This is a genomic window from Thermobaculum sp. T2p (genome assembly GCF_059335935.1).
Genome location: NZ_JANZYQ010000007.1, coordinates 103,465 through 118,596, shown reverse-complemented (window position 1 = coordinate 118,596; position 15,132 = coordinate 103,465). Strand labels below are relative to the sequence as shown.

Annotated in this window: 13 protein-coding genes; 4 read left to right on the top strand and 9 right to left on the bottom strand. The window is 63.3% G+C overall.

Features of this window, described 5'->3' with window-relative positions; translation table 11 throughout:
- The first annotated feature begins 13 nt into the window (after positions 1 to 13).
- Both N2245_RS03850 and N2245_RS03845 read left to right on the top strand, forming a co-directional pair.
- Positions 14 to 1,111: an ADP-ribosylglycohydrolase family protein gene (locus N2245_RS03850; RefSeq protein ID WP_494535414.1), complete on the top strand. Its 1,098-nt coding sequence runs from the start codon at positions 14 to 16 to the stop codon at positions 1,109 to 1,111.
- Positions 1,112 to 1,522 (top strand): PPC domain-containing DNA-binding protein, encoded by a 411-nt coding sequence (locus tag N2245_RS03845; RefSeq protein ID WP_494535413.1) that lies wholly within the window; start codon positions 1,112 to 1,114, stop codon positions 1,520 to 1,522.
- Here N2245_RS03845 and N2245_RS03840 read toward each other — a convergent pair.
- On the bottom strand, positions 1,519 to 2,673 hold the full coding sequence (locus N2245_RS03840; RefSeq protein ID WP_494535412.1) for a class I SAM-dependent methyltransferase: 1,155 nt from the start codon (positions 2,671 to 2,673) through the stop codon (positions 1,519 to 1,521). The genes N2245_RS03845 and N2245_RS03840 overlap by 4 nt on opposite strands.
- Positions 2,642 to 3,151, bottom strand: coding sequence for an HIT family protein (locus N2245_RS03835; protein ID WP_494535411.1), 510 nt, complete (start codon positions 3,149 to 3,151; stop codon positions 2,642 to 2,644). The genes N2245_RS03840 and N2245_RS03835 overlap by 32 nt, the downstream gene beginning before the upstream one ends.
- An 89-nt stretch (positions 3,152 to 3,240) precedes the next feature.
- Here N2245_RS03835 and N2245_RS03830 point away from each other — a divergent pair, with 89 nt between their 5' ends.
- Together N2245_RS03830 and N2245_RS03825 are read left to right on the top strand one after the other, a co-directional pair.
- The gene (locus N2245_RS03830) at positions 3,241 to 4,215 is read left to right on the top strand and encodes an NAD-dependent epimerase/dehydratase family protein (RefSeq protein WP_494535410.1); all 975 of its coding nucleotides are present in this window, start codon (positions 3,241 to 3,243) and stop codon (positions 4,213 to 4,215) included.
- Positions 4,216 to 4,286: 71 nt separating this feature from the next.
- On the top strand, positions 4,287 to 7,607 hold the full coding sequence (locus N2245_RS03825; protein WP_494535409.1) for a BTAD domain-containing putative transcriptional regulator: 3,321 nt from the start codon (positions 4,287 to 4,289) through the stop codon (positions 7,605 to 7,607).
- A gap of 5 nt (positions 7,608 to 7,612) precedes the next feature.
- Here the strand turns inward: N2245_RS03825 and N2245_RS03820 are convergent, their stop codons facing one another.
- The 7 genes from N2245_RS03820 to N2245_RS03790 form a co-directional block, all read right to left on the bottom strand.
- Positions 7,613 to 7,750: a hypothetical protein gene (locus N2245_RS03820; RefSeq protein ID WP_494535408.1), complete on the bottom strand. Its 138-nt coding sequence runs from the start codon at positions 7,748 to 7,750 to the stop codon at positions 7,613 to 7,615.
- A 74-nt stretch (positions 7,751 to 7,824) separates the two neighbouring features.
- Positions 7,825 to 8,829 carry a Gfo/Idh/MocA family protein gene (locus N2245_RS03815; RefSeq protein WP_494535407.1) on the bottom strand — a complete coding sequence of 335 codons (1,005 nt, stop codon included), beginning with the start codon at positions 8,827 to 8,829 and terminating at the stop codon, positions 7,825 to 7,827.
- A 12-nt stretch (positions 8,830 to 8,841) separates the two neighbouring features.
- Entirely contained in the window at positions 8,842 to 9,822 is a 981-nt protein-coding gene (locus N2245_RS03810) for a Gfo/Idh/MocA family protein (protein ID WP_494535406.1), read from the bottom strand.
- 61 nt (positions 9,823 to 9,883) lie between these two features.
- Positions 9,884 to 10,960: a serine hydrolase domain-containing protein gene (locus N2245_RS03805; protein WP_494535405.1), complete on the bottom strand. Its 1,077-nt coding sequence runs from the start codon at positions 10,958 to 10,960 to the stop codon at positions 9,884 to 9,886.
- Positions 10,957 to 12,591: a glycoside hydrolase family 3 protein gene (locus N2245_RS03800; RefSeq protein WP_494535404.1), complete on the bottom strand. Its 1,635-nt coding sequence runs from the start codon at positions 12,589 to 12,591 to the stop codon at positions 10,957 to 10,959. Before N2245_RS03800 ends, N2245_RS03805 begins: the two co-directional genes overlap by 4 nt.
- Before the next feature lie 17 nt (positions 12,592 to 12,608).
- Positions 12,609 to 13,634 carry a Gfo/Idh/MocA family protein gene (locus N2245_RS03795; protein ID WP_494535403.1) on the bottom strand — a complete coding sequence of 342 codons (1,026 nt, stop codon included), beginning with the start codon at positions 13,632 to 13,634 and terminating at the stop codon, positions 12,609 to 12,611.
- Positions 13,635 to 14,276: 642 nt separating this feature from the next.
- Positions 14,277 to 15,128, bottom strand: coding sequence for an NAD-dependent epimerase/dehydratase family protein (locus N2245_RS03790; RefSeq protein WP_494535402.1), 852 nt, complete (start codon positions 15,126 to 15,128; stop codon positions 14,277 to 14,279).
- Between the last annotated feature and the right edge of the window lie 4 nt (positions 15,129 to 15,132).

Here is a 15,132-nt window from a genome sequence, read left to right as displayed (position 1 = left end):
GAGGTAAGGAAAGATGGCCAACCTGCTGGACAAGTTTATAGGTTGTATCGCCGGCTCCTGGGTGGGCTCCGCCATGGGCGCTCCAGTGGAGGGTTGGTCCTTTGAGGAGATCGAGCAACGCTACGGCACGCTTGACCGCATGCTCCCGTACAAGCACAACATCACCTACACCGACTGGGAGCGCCCTCCCGGCACCACCGAGGACGGCATAGAGCGGCAGAAGTTAATCGCCACGGCGATCATCGACAAGCAGGACCGCATCGATTGCTACGACCTGGTGAACACCTGGCTGCGCGACCTCGATCCTGCCAAGATGCTGTTCAAGATGGAGAAGTTCGATATCTCCCTCCTCGAGTGGGCCAGGGCAGGCGTAGAGCCCACCGAGCTTGGCAGGTTGGTGCCGTTCGGCGATCTTGTGACGGTGGCCAGGTCCTCCCATCCTATAGCGCTGATCAACGCCGGTGATCCCGAATCGGCCGCCAGGGATACCTTCGAGGTCGGCAGGGTCTATGCTCCCGACGGCAGCGCCGCTCTAAGGTGGGCGGCGCTGTACAACGCCGCCGTCGCGGAGGCCTGCAGGGAGGAGGCCACCGTGGAGTCGGTGCTCGAGGTGGCTCAGAGGTATGCGCTCTACCGGGACTCGCGGGGGTCTAGATCGATGTACGACTACATAGGACAACAGCTGGAGTGGGCACTGGATCTGGCTGCAACGCATAGGGAGCCACAAGCTCTGAGAGAGGCGTTCTACCGGCATTACTACGGTGGGGAGCACATCCCCTACGGCGCCTCCTACGCCAGCGAGGTGGTCACGAAGGGGCTAGCTATATTCGCCGCCACCCACGGCGATCCCACAAAGGCCATTCTGTGCGCGGTCAACTTCGGACGTGACACTGACTGTCTAGCAGCCATCGCCGGCGGCCTGGCAGGTTCCCTCCGCGGCGCAGGTGAAATTCCCGAAGAGTGGATCACGCAGGTCGACGAGGCCACTCGACAGGATCCCTACACCAACAACCGTAGGACGATTCGGGAGACGGCCGAGGGTCTGCACGCCGCCTTCGTGGTCAGGCTCAGGAGGCTGAGGCGATACCTAGACGAGATGGAGGGCAGGTAGATGTGGATATCAACGACCTCGGCCGGCAAGGTGGCGCTGATCAGGTTCGATCCCAACGAGGACCTGCTGGTGGGGCTGCGCGGCGCCGTTGAGGCTGCAGGTCTGCGACAGGCTACCATAGTCAGCGGTGTGGGATCTCTCCGGCGTTTCCGGGCGCACGTGGTGGGCAAGCCGGAGCTGCCTACGGTGGATAGGTTCTTCCAAGGCGAGGGCCCCTACGACATTCTGGCGGTCACTGGGCTCGTGATAGAAGGCAGGGTACACGCCCACATCACGGTGGCCAACACCGAGCGGACGCTGGGGGGTCACCTAGAGGAGGGATGCAGGGTATTGACCTTCGCGGTGGTGACCCTGCTCGAGCTGCCCGAGGCCGAGATCGCTGGATGGGACAGCGTAGGCCCACTGCGCTAGATCTCCTCAGACAGGAGGGACAGGCCCCTTAGCATGGGCGATCTCAGTCCTTTGTGGGCCACGAGCACCTTGAACCCGCCCAGACCATCGGGCCTGACCAGCTCTTCCACCTGCGCTCTGACGTGCTCGAACTCTCGTGTACTCTTCGCTCTACGCAGGGCCCACTCCATGGCCTCCCCTATCCCTAGTCCCGCCAGGAAGTAGCCCTGTGTGGTGTATCCTGTGACTTCCCCCCCAGCCTCGCGTACCGCCTCCGCCAGCGCACTGAAGTTGACGTGCGCGGTGATGTCCTGCTCCCCCACTCGCCGCAGGGGATCACGGTTTTGGGTATGGCGGTAGTAGCAGGCCAGCGTGCCTTCCGGATGGTCGGGCCCATGCACCTCCTCCGCCCTACCACCGTAGTCTATTGTGAGGAAGAATCCCCGCCTCAGGGATCGCACGACCCTCCTCGCCCAATCGATCGCTCGCAGGTTGACCTCCGCCTTCTGCCCGGGAAGCAGCGCTCTCCCCCAACGCTCGACATAGGCCTCCAGTCGGCCATCGGACAGCTCCCCCGGCGCCAGGCCGAGCGCCAGCCCATCATCCACCACCCACAGCTCATCGATCCTCCCATCCGTTATCCTGATGTAGTGGAACGGCAGAGCGTCGGCTAGCTCGTTAGATAGGCACACGCCAATGATGCTTTCCTCCCCAAGGTCCGCGTCGTCGGCCCAGATCACCGGCAACCTCCGCAGGTGCTCCCGCTGCCGCTGCCGAGCGGATGGCGACACCTCCACGATGAGGTAGCGGACGGTACGGTAGAACTCGGGATGGGCAGCACCCGCCCAACCAAGCAGGTCGGCCGCGAGCAGGCCCTTGCCCGCGCCGTGCTCCACGATGTGGAAGGGGTCCGGGCGGCCCAGCAGCTCCCACATCTCCACCACCTGCCTCCCGATGGTGGCCCCGAACAGGGGGGAGACGTCGGTGCTGGTGTAGTAGTCGCCCTCCGGGCCTATCCTCGGCCCTCCAGCCGAGTAATAGCCGTGAACTGGATGGTACAGCGCCAGGTCCATAAAGCGCTCGAAGGTGATCCTGCCGTGCTCGGCTATCTCACGCCTTATAATACCCAGCAGCTGGGGATTACCCTCCAGCTCCCGCGCCCCTGAGCTCATCAGCCAGCGCCTCCTTGAGCTTGTGATAGCTCTCCTCCAACCTCTCGGGGATCACCTTCACATCCGCCAGAGTAGGCATGAAGTTGACGTCGCCCACCCACCGAGGCACGACGTGGATGTGCAGGTGATCGGGCACTCCCGCACCGGCACACCTGCCCAAGTTCATCCCGATGTTGAACCCCTGGGCCCCAAAACCTCTCTCCAATGCCCCGACGCACAGCTGCACCAGCCTCATCATCTCCAGCATAGTCTGGGGCGGGAGGTCGGCTATCCGCCCGATGTGCTCGTACGGCACGACCATGACGTGGCCCGGGTTGTAAGGGAAGCGGTTGAGGATGATGTACGCTCTGTCTCCCCTGTGAAGCAGCAGGTTCCCCTCGTCGCGCTCCTCCTGGGGGAACCTACAGAAGATGCACCCATCGCTGCTCGCGTTGCCCGTGACGTACTCGGATCGCCATCCACTCCAGAGTCTCTGCATGTCCGTCTCCCTATGCGCTATCTCGCTGCACCGTTATACTGAGTTAGAAGATCTGCAATCTATTGTAGCACACGAGCTCAAGGGATGAGATGAGGTACATGGTAACCGGTGCCACCGGGTTCATAGGTTCGAAGCTGGTCTGGGAGCTGCTGCAGCGCGGCCACGAGGTGGTGGCGCTGGTACGCGATCCCAGGAGGAGCGGTGCGCTACGGGAGCTAGGGGCCGAGGTGAGGCGCGGGGACATCACCGACAGGTCCGCGGTAGTGGGGGCCATGCGGGGCGTGGACGGAGTGTTCCACGTGGCTGCGCGCTATAAGATAGGAGATCGGGACAAGCAGGCCCTCTACAGGGCCAACGTCGAGGGCACGCGCCAGGTGCTGGAGGCCATGGCCGAGCTCGGGATACCCCGTGGGGTGTACACCAGCAGCATAGCGATCTTCTCGGACACTAAGGGGCGCGTACCGGACGAGTCCCACAGGCATGAGGGACCGTTCCTCAACGAGTACGAGCGCACCAAGTGGATGGCTCACTACGAAGTAGCACTGCCGATGATCGCCCGGGGGCTGCCACTGGTGATTGTCATGCCCGGCGTCGTCTACGGTCCAGGGGACAACAGCCTCGTGCACACCCTCCTGCAGCTGTACCTGCGAGGAATGCTGCTGGCCGTGCCCGGAGGCGTAACCTACTCTTGGACCTACGTCGACGACGTCGTCGAGGGACACATCTCGGCGATGGAACGAGGTAGGGAAGGGGAGAGCTACATCCTAGCTGGTCCCGGAGCCTCGCTGCGGGAGATGCTGAAGGTGGCCGAGGAGCTCACAGGGATACCAGCGCCCAAGGTGGAGATACCTCCAGGGCTTATATCCGGGCTCTCTCACCTGGTTGGAAGCTTGGAAAGGGTGATTCCGCTGCCGCCGCTGCTGGCCTCCGAGACGCTGCGGACCATCGCAGGTGCCACCTACCTGGGGAACAGTGCGAAGGCCGGGCGAGAGCTCGGATTCTCTCCTCACGACCTCAGGGAGGGTTTGGCGCCCACCCTGCAGTACGAGAGATCAAGGCTTTGATGCATCTAATCTAAACCTTTTATCGTAAACTATAGTATAATCGGTCACAGATTAGGGGAGGGGGTAACCATATGTCGGCGCCTTGGATAATCCGATCCAAGCTCAACGCACCGGCGCCCAAGGCAGGCATCATCTACCGTAAGGAACTCGCGCCTTGGTTCGCGCGCATGCAGAAGCATAAGCTGTCGTTGCTCACGGCTCCCCCTGGGTACGGCAAGACCACGACCTTATCCCTCTTCGCCCAGCAGAACCCCAGAACCTCGTGGTACACCCTGTCGAGCGCAGATGAGGATCCTGGTGTTTTTCTTCAGCATCTAGTAGCAGCTATAATCCCCCACTGCCCTCAGGTCGAGGAGCTTTCGAAGTCCTTGCGGAGTTTGGATCTAGAAAGAGTGCTGCTTGGTATCATCCACGCGATGCAGGACTCGGCAGGCTTCACGCTCGTGCTGGATGACTTTGACTTCGTCCGCGATCAGCGAGAGGTGCTGCGCCTGCTAGATTCCCTGATTACTTACTCCCCACAACAGGTGATCTTCGCCCTGGCCTCGAGGACGCGCATCCACCTGCCATGCATCCCGAAGCTCAGAGCGACCAGCGCTTTGCTGCGTATGGACTCTGAGGCTCTCAGGTTCTCACAGGACGACATTGCGAGGTTGCTAAGGGCGGAGGGAGTCCACCTGAGCGCCAACGACCTGGAGGCCGTATACGCACTGACGGAAGGCTGGCCCCTGGGGATCAGGATAGTGGCCCAGTACCTGGCCTCGGGAGCTACCCTGAGCGACCTGCGCGCCAAGCTCGCCTACAGGGGCAGCGAGCTGTACGAGTATCTAGCGCAGGAAGTCATAAGCAAACAGCCCCCGGAGGTCGTGAGCTTCATGCTAGAATCCAGCCCACTGCCGACGCTGGAGCCCGCTCTGCTGGACAAGGTGCTGGAGCGCAACGACAGCCAGAAGATGCTGGAGGACCTAGAGGAGCGCGGGCTGTTCGTGTCCAGGACGGGCGAGGACAGGCTCAGGTACCACCCACTGGTGCGCGATTACCTGCTAAGGCAGGCCCGTGCCTCCGGCAGTCGCGTGCGGGAGGTAGCGCGCCGAGCGGCAAGATACTACGACAGCAAGGGGGAGCCGGAGCACGCGCTGGAGCTCTGGCTGCTGGGCGAGGACTACGAGGAGATCTACGGCATGCTCTCGAGGTGGGCACCGCGTTGGCTGCGCGAGGGTCATTACTCGCGCCTATTACGGGCGATCGAGAGCATCCCCACCCCCAGGCTAGAGGATTACCCGGAGCTGATCTACTACAAAGCCAGGGTGCTGCAGGCCATGGGCAAGCTGCACACCGCCTTCGAGCTGTACGGCGAGGCCGCCAGGCAGTTCGAGGAGGAGGGGGACGGCAACTGGTTGTCCAGGGCACTGCTGGGTAGGGCCAGCATCTACCGCGAGAAAGGGCAGATCTCACGGGCCGGAGATACCTACTTCCGCGTGCTCTCCCTGCTTGAGCCTGAGGACATCGTTACCAGGGCCGAGGTCATCATGATGCTGGGGATCAACGACGCCGCCTCAGGTCTGCTGGGCAGTGCCGAGCGGCGGCTGCGTGACGCCCTCGAGCTGTACGATCTGGGGGAAGACGCGGACGGCCAGTTCCATGTCTGGAACAACCTCGCTCAGGTGGTATACCTGCGGCGAGGCGACTTCCCAAGCGCTCTGGAGGCCGCCTCGAGGGCTCGCCAGATAGCCACCGAGCTGGATGCAGACGTCTACATAGCTAATGCCAACGCCACCCTAGCCACGGTGCTCTACATGCAGGGCGACTACGCACGCGCCAGGCAGCTTGCGGATGCCAACTATAACCTCGCGAGCCGCCTGGGCAACCAGGCTGAGACGATCGACGCCCTGGTAGTGAGAGCTCATACCCTGCGGTACGGCAGCGACCGGGACAAGCGCGCGGCGAAGGAGCTCTACAGCGATGTGCTCAACAGGATGTCTACCCTGGAGACCGACCGCCACCTTGCGTTGGAGGCCCTGCTCGGGCTCAGCTCCCTCCATCGCCTGCTCGGCGACCCCAAGGGAGCCGAGGGTTACGCCCAGCAGGCGGCGGCAACTGCCGAGCGCTTAGGTCACGAGTGGTTCCGGCAGGTGTGCCTCCTCGAGTTGGCATCGGTTCTGGCTATGATGAATCGACGGGAGGAAGCGATCGCCATGGCTTCGGCCTGCCTGGAGTGGTTCCGATCCTGCGGAGATAGATACCATCAGGCACACAGCCTGCTGTTACTGGCCTATCTGGAGGGAGAGGTAGAGCCTATGCTGAAGGTCGTGGAGGAGGGTGGGTACTGGGCGCTGCTCTCCCGTGAGAGGTACTTCGCCCTGCCCCTCCTCGTCAGCGCCCTGGGCGACGAGGGCACGGCCGAAGCGGCCAAGCGCGCCCTCCTGACCATGGGGAGCGATGCCCTGGGAGGCGCCCACAACTGGCTGCTGGGCGACGCCGCCGACGAATCCCAGCAGGGGGGCATGCTCCTGGGCTCGCTGATCGATGACGCCGCGAAGTCGGACACCTCGGTCTCCAAGCTACGCTCCCTGGCGGAGGAAGCCCTGCGACACATGGTATCTCGCCCACCTTACACCCTGTACATTCAGATGCTGGGAGGCTTCAGGGTACTCCGGGGAGATGAGGCCGTGGGCGAGAGGGAGTGGCGAAGCACCAAGACGCGTGTCCTACTACAGTTCCTAGCCTCCCATAGAGGACAGATGTTCCCCAAGGAGAGGCTGATCGAGCTGCTATGGCCGGATATGGAGCCCGCAGCGGCCGACAACAACTTCAGATTCAGCCTGAGCATACTGACCAAGGTGCTGGAGCCGCAGAGGCCGAAAGGCGCCCCCCCGTACTATATCGTGCGCAGAAACGAAGCCTATGGGCTGGACATCTCGGCCGACGTGGTAGTGGATACCGAGGAGTTCGAGGAGCTGGTGCGACAGGGCAAGGCAGCCTACCGTCGAGGGTTGCCCGGCAGGGACGAGGCGATCGTGCTGTTGCGCAGGGCCCTAGATCTCTACAAAGGCGACTACCTGCCGGAGAACCTGTACGACGACTGGACCTTGCTGGAGCGAGAGAGACTGAGGGAGCTGTTCTTCGATGCCTCCACCCACCTCTCCTTGCTGCTGCTGCAGGGCGGGGAGTACGACGAGGTGATCAAGCTCGCCTGGCGCGCGGTGGAGATGGACCCGTGCAGGGAGGAGGCCTACCGGCTGCTGATCAGGGCGTACGCTGAGAAGGGCGATAGGATAGCCGCCATCCGAGCCTACAAGCTCTGCGCCTCCAACCTCCAGCGGGAGCTGGGGATGGACCCCATGCCGGAGACACAGGAGCTGTACAACCGCCTCCGTCAGATCGGCCGCTGACGGCGCTACCAACGGGAGCGCATCATCTCGCTGTCGTCGTAGATCCCCAGCAGGTACAGCACGCAGCACACCAGCATCACCACCAACCACGCAGGCGAGAGCATGAACCAGCACACCCAGTACTGCAGGCGCCTCCGGGACATATACACCCTCCACCGGGGATTCAAACGCTCACCAGCTAATTAACCCCCTCAGGAGGCGAAAGGTTCCAACCCAGCTAGACGTGCTGCACCCTCGATACCTGGGCACTACGGACCGATTCATAAGCTGCGTGCACAACCTCCACCGCGCGCAGGCCGTCCTCACCGCTGGCCAGCGGCGTACGTCCCTCCCTGATGGCGGCGAGGAAGTCCTCGATCATCAGGGCGTCTCCGTCCTCACCCCAGGGCAGCTCGGCGGCACGCACCCGGGAGTTGCTGTAGAATTTGCTGTGCTGCGCCGTGTAGTTGAAGTCGGCGATGCCCTCAGTGCCGACCACCTGCAGGGTGACGTCCCCCCAAGTGGGAAAAGCCTTGTTGGGCCGGGACCAGCTAGGATCGAGGGTAACCACCACCCCACCTTCCAAGCGCATCACTAGCAGGCCACAGTCCTCCACTCCCAAGTCCTCGTAGAAGCGGGTGTCCGCCTCGGCATACACGGACTCGAACTCACGCCCCGTCACGAAGCGCACCAGGTCCACGACGTGCACGGTGTGGTCCGTGACTGCCCCACCCCCCGAGAGCTCGGGCTGCACGAACCAGCCTCCAGGCATCGTGCCGCGGTTGGTCCCCCTGATGGACACCAGCTCGCCCAGCTTGCCTCCCTCCAGGGCGGCCCTCAACTCAAAAGAGGCCGTGGCGTGGCGGACCGGGAAGGCGGTCCCCAACAGCACACCAGCCCTACGGCAGGCATCGACCATCTCACGGGCATCCCCTGGAGAGGTGGCCAGTGGTTTCTCGCACAGCACATGCACTCCAGCTGAGGCGGCAGCAAGGGTGAGCTCCTTGTGGCGGGCGTTCTCCGCACAGATCACCACCCCATCGCACATCTCCAGAGCTTTCTCTAAATCAGGCTCATACTGTGTATGGTATTCTTTGGCCTTAGCCTCACCACGCGCTTGATCGTTGTCCCACAGGCAAATTAGCTCGGCGTCCTCTCGCTCGCTCAGCACCCGGGCGTAGGAATCGGCGTGCAGGTGAGCCGCGGACAGTATGGCTACTCTTATCTTGGCATTAGCACTCACCTCAAGACCTCCTCACAGCGTTACTGGCACATCCCTTTGTGCCGATTCAAGGGCGGCTAGCCCGACCCTCAGGGAAGTTAGCGCCTCTTGGCCGCTGCACCTTGGCTCGGGGCCTCCGAGCAGCCAGCGCACCCAGGCGTGGTCCTGCTCCTCGTAGGGACCTCTGCGAGCGGGCATCCTCACCGGCACCTCCACCGCCGGGCGCTCCCCCTCGGGCCGCTTGAGCTGCAATGCAAACGGTCTGGTGGACGTGCTGTCGGTGGCAAGCAACGCCTCGCTCCCGGCAACCTCCAGGGAGGTGGCGAAGCCCATGTGAGCCCAGCTGCCCTCCACGTAGGAGATCACGCCACTCTCGTGCCGCATTGATACCACACCTACCATATTCTCCGGGCTATGACTGGTCAGCTGAGCGTAGACTCTCCTGACCGGTCCGAAGGTCCACAGCAGCCAGTCGATATCGTGAATGGACATATCGAGGATCACTCCTCCGCTAAGGTTGTAATCGGCATACCAGTTGCGTGTGCCCCTGGGGAAGGCGTTCACCCTGATGGTCCGCACCGTGCCAACCGTGCCCAAGGCACCTTGCTGCACCAGCTCCCTGGCTTGGTAGTACTCCGGGAACCAGCGCACGACGTGGCCCACACCAAGCTTGACACCCGCCTTGGTGACGGCCTCGACTATCGCTTCACCATCCTCCAAGGTACGAGCGAGGGGCTTCTCACAGAAGACGTGCAGCCCTGCCGAGGCCGCCAGCTCCACGTACTCCCTGTGGTACGGCGTAGGGGTAGCCACAACCACCGCCTCTACGTCGTCCCTCTGCAGCAGCTTGGCAGGGGACTCTTCAGCCCAAGCCCCCACGCTCTCCGCAAGTTTCCTAGCCCTATCCAGGTTGGTGGAGGCCACCGCGACTATCTGTACGTCCGGCTCCTGTGAGAGGATGCGCGCGTGGTAGTTTGCCATGGTGCCAGCACCTATGATCCCTATACTGATCACTTCTCCCTCCCTGTGTAGCGGTATGAGCTCATTATAAGACCAGCTGCCCAAGCTTACAAAGTCAAGCTAGCGCGCACACCACGGCATTGTGGAAGCGCCGCCGCAGGGAGACTATCCCGGGGCGCAACGTGGCGTGCACCCTGTTGGTGAGCAGTATCATCTTCAGTCGATACTCAGGATCGATCCACAGGCTGGTACCCGTGTAGCCGGTGTGACCGAAGGCCCGCGGCGAGGTCAGCTGCCCGCTGTTGTCGTATGGATCTCCCTTCAGCACCCAGCCCAACCCTCTGTGCCCACCTAGGCCAGCAGTGTAGTCTCGCAGGGCCGCGGCCACCAGCGGCCTGGGGAAGAACCCATCCTCGGCCCAGGGCAGCCAGCAGGCATCCAGGTAGCGCGCCAGGTCCTGTGCGGTAGAGAAGAGTCCCGCATGCCCGCTCACTCCGCCCAGCGCCCAGGCGTTGTCGTCGTTTACCTGCCCACGCTGGTAGCCCCCTAGGTAATCCCTGTACTCGCACGCCGCGATCCTGTCACTTAGCTCCTTCGGCGGCAAGAACATGGTATCACTCATGCCCAGAGGCTCGTAGAGCCGGACGCGGATCCATTCCCCCAGATCCTGGCCCGTTACCCTGCGCACCCACTCCCCGAGCAGGATGTATCCCAGGTCGCTGTAGACCACCTTGGCGCCGGGTGGGTGCACCAGCGGCATGGAGAGCACACGCTGGATGATCTCCTCCGGCGTCCAACCGTGCTCGTACAGCTTGACGTGCGCCGGCAGGCCCGATGTATGCGTCAGCAGGTGCAAGAGCGTTATCCTCTCCTTGCGGGGGTCGCCCGCCCACTCCTCGAACACCTCCGCTGCGGGAGCCTGCAGGTCGGCCGCGCCCTCCCAAACCAACAGGAGGATGGCCGGCAGGGTGGCCACCACCTTGGTGAGAGACGCTAGGTCGAAGATCGTGTCCGCGCGCATCGGCACGCGCTCGCTTGGCAGGTCGACCGCATGGCCCACGACGTGCGGCTCCAGCCAGCCCCGGTCCACCCCCAACAGCGCCACGGCTCCCGGGATCAGCCCAGCCGCCACGGCCTCGTCCAGGATGGCGTAGGCCCTCTCGATACCGCGCCTGACCAACTCCGAGTTCACCTCCCACGCCCCCCGCGCGTGAGGCCGTGCCCACGGGGATACAGGCCGGGCAAGCTGACCGGCAGCCTGCCCCTGGGCTCTATCTCCCCGAACACCACCCGCACAGCCGCTTCCACGGCCCCGGGAGTATACTCGTAGGTCGCTAGGTAAGTGCCAAGTGAGGGGAACGCCAGCAGGTCGTAGGGGTTACGTACGGCGATGCCTATCACCCTCACCTGTGCCTCCAGCAGCTCCCTCATGAGCGCGGCCTGGTCTGGGTAGAGGTGGGCGTTGAGCGTGGCGTAGATCACTATGTCTGCCCCACTGGCCCGCGCCAGCACCTCACGACGGAAGCCCTCGTCGTGAGGCGTGGGCACGGCCATGCCCTCCACCCGTGGATGCCTGTGGGCGACGGCTTCGGCCAAGAATCCCTCGGGGAACCTGTTGTCCTCCGCCCAGGTGAGCTCCTCGCGCTCTGGGTACAGCACCAGCAACCTGCTAGGGGCATCCATCTCGAGTGGCAGCAGGCCGGCGTTGTCCCGCACGAGCGTCACGCTGGCCTCGTACACCTGCTGAGCAAGCTCCGTGTGCTCCCGTCCCCCAACCCAGTCCGGCAGGTCCTCGCTCAGTGCCTCCGGCCAGGAGAGGTAACGAGCCTTCAGCTCCTTCACCCTAGCAGCGGCCTCTTGAAGGCGCTCCTCAGATAGCCCACCGGCGCGCAAGGCTTCGTAGATCGCGCGTATGCCCCCTAGCTGCCTATCATATCTGTGGGAGATCAAGGCGATGTCAGCCCCAGCTCGCAGGCTCAGGACGGCCGCCCTTTCGGTGCCCACCGTCGAGGACACGGCCCTCATCTCCAGGCAGTCGGTGATCACGAGCCCATCAAATTTCAACTCTTTCCGCAGGAGACCACCTATGATCTCGGGAGACACCGTGGAGGGTAACTCCTCTCCCATGAGCGCCGGCAGGTATAGATGAGCTACCATGACCGAGTCAGCACCGGCCTCCACACCACGTCTGAACGGTAGCAGCTCCACGCTCTCCAGCCTCTCTAGGTCGTGCGGCACGACCGGCAACGACAGATGAGAGTCCACCGCCGTGTCCCCGTGCCCTGGAAAGTGCTTGAGGCAGGAGAGCACACTAGCCTCCGCATAGCCCCTCACGGCAGCTGCCACCATCTCACCCACGGCCTGCGGGTCCTCCCCAAAGGACCTCACACCTATGACAGGGTTGGCTGGGTTGTTGTTGACGTCTGCCACCGGTGCGAGGTTCATGTTGACGCCCAAAGCCCGCAGCTCCCTACCGGTGGCAGAGGCCACCTGCCGAGCGCACTCGGGATCCCCAGCGGCCCCGAGCGCCATGCTGCCGGGCAAGACGCTAGCCCCCCTACCCAGGCGTCGTACCACGCCGTTCTCCTGGTCGATCATGATCAGTAAGGGTTGCCTGTGACCCGCATCGAACGCCGCGCGCTGCAGGGTGGCCGTCAGCCCCCTTAGCTGCTGCACGTCCCGCACGTTCCGAGAGAACAGAATCACGTTGCCTACCCTGTAGCGCTGGATGAGCTGCAGCACCTCTGGCGTGGGCTCGTACCCTGGGAAGCCTACCGCCACCACCTGCCCCACCAGGTCCTCTACCCTCAGATCGTCAGCCAAGAACTCACCTCCAACACTTAGATAATTATGTCCACTGGCAGATTGCGCTCAGCGCTTTCAACGGCCCCAAAGACCATCGCCAGGCTGCGGATGTTGTCCGAGGCCACGGTATCCACCTTTCCCCCCGAGAGCACCGCCTGCACGAAGTCGCGGATGAGGCCTGCGTGCCCTCCTACCTTGTCGCCCTCATACGGGGGCACCTGCACGTCCTCCAGCTCCGAGAGGAACCCGCCCGTGGCCTTCACCACCTGGGCGCGGAAGCCATCCTCGCCGTCCCAAGACACGCTGCCGCTGGATCCTATCACCCGCCATTGACCCGACCATGAAGTATTGAGCCCCTCCGCGCACCAGCTGCCCCTGAAGTTGAACACCAGGCCGCCCGAGAGCTCGAACACCGCCACCGCCGAGGCGCCGTGGTCATACCATGAGCCCTCCGGGTTCCACTCCTTGCAGTAGACCGACACAGGGTCGGCACCCGTGATGAAGCGTACCATGTCGAAGATGTGGATAGCCATGTCCACCAGCAGCACGTGACGCATATGATCGCGAAAGCCCCCGAAATGGGCACCTATGTAGAAGTCTACGTTGACGGTGGTGGGCCTGCCTATAGTGCCCTCATCCAGGAAACCCTTGAGAGCACGCACACCACGGTTGTACCTGTAGTTCTGCATCACCGCCAGCATCTTGCCGGAGGACGCTGCTGCCTCCACCAGTCTACGCGCCCCCTGCAACGTGTCTGCCAGGGGCTTCTCGGTAAGGACATGGCAGCCATGGCTCAGAGCCTCCAGCGTCACCTCCACGTGCGCCTCGGGGATCGTGCAGTTGAACACCACGTCGGGAGAAGTGGCAGCCAGCACGGACTCGAGGTTGCTGCCGATGAAGGCCGACCCCAGGTTGAACTCTTCCGCCCTGTTGTGCGCGGCCTCCTCCACGACGTCCACCAGCCCCACCACCTCCACCTCGGGTATCTGGGACAGGGCGCCGAGCCAAGCTCGGCTTATCCCCCCACAACCCACAAGCACAGCTTTGATCTTATCAGGCAATGTACCACCCCCTTCACAAAGATATCTAAGTTAGGATAGCCTAGGGTGCTCGGAGACACAAACCGTCACCCTACCTCCCACAGCTCTCTATCATACATGCGCGGCGGGCTCGGTACCAGAGGCAAAAACAAGACTCTGAGCAAGATGGGAAAGCGGGCTCCTCTCGCACACCACAAGCTCGGCCCTAGGCATCATCGGGACGATGTCGCGGCATAGGGCCCCGTCCACGTTGCGATCGTAGAGGCCGACGATCACGAGATCGGAGACGCACCCTTTGGGCAACCGAGGGTAGAGCCGACCCACCTCTCGGGATAGGGGGATCGTGCTCCAGTGCTAGCCGTCACCGCGAGATAGGCCCAGCGAGTGATCTCGTCGTAGCCCAATGACCGCCGCAGGCCATCGAGATCCCGTGCCAGCGCCTCGACCGAATAGTCGCCGGATCGGGCGGAGAGCTTGACCTGCCACGGCCGCGCTGGTCATAGTCCACGACTGTGCAGCCCCCTACAAGAGGGCCCACCATCAGCCCGAAGTTGTGGGCGTTGCCCCCGGGCCACCGTGCAGGACGAACACCGGCGGACCGCCGTTTGGGGTACCAGTGCCTAGACAGCCCACCTCCAAGCAGAGCTCAAACTCAGTCATCCGCTACTGTCCACCTGCGCGCTCGCCTGAGCCCAGCATCTGCCTGATCTCATCGGCGTACAGTACCTCGGAATCGTCCTCTGGAGCATAGCCAACCACCCTACGGGCGTTGACTATGCTCCAGAACTTGCGAGCGTTGTTGGAGACGCCGTAGAAGATATGGAAAGGCACGCCGTGCTCGTCCTCTATGTTGGGAGTCTCGATGGACCTGCAGAAGAGTTGCTGGAGGTCCCGCGGGGAGACGTATCCCGCCAGGTCGCGCAGGTACCGGAACAGCGGCTTGTCAACGTAGTCCCGCGCGCGGATCTCCCTCGGGGCCACTATGCGGATCTGCACCACCTCCAGCTTCCTACCCAGGGCCCCGCACGCGTACACGAAGCCCAGCGACTCGTAGGCGGCCTTGGCCCAACCATAGAAGCTGTCGGGCCGGGGATAGTCCTCAGGCGTGACCACATCCTTCAGCCCCTTCGACCAGGGCTGCTCGTACCACTTGGTGGCCTGGTTGGTACTGGCAGCCACCACCCTGCGCACGCCGTTGTCCAGGGACAGCTGGTAGACCCTCTGCATCATGTCCACGTTCGCGCGTTCGGCCTCGTACTGTACTCGAGGGTCCGAGCTCTCCGGGCGGACGTACGCCAGGTGCACCACCACGTCCACGCTCTGAAAGAGCAGGGCCAGCGCCTCCTCCCTCTCGCGCAGCAGGTCTACTACCTGGACGCCTTTCACTGGGCGGCCCTCGGCGTCGTGCGTGCGCAGATCGATCAAGGTCAGCTCGTACCTCTCTCTGAAGGCCGGCAACAGCTGCGCGGCTATGTAGCCCGCAGCGCCCGTGACCAGCACCCTAAGCCTAGACATGTTC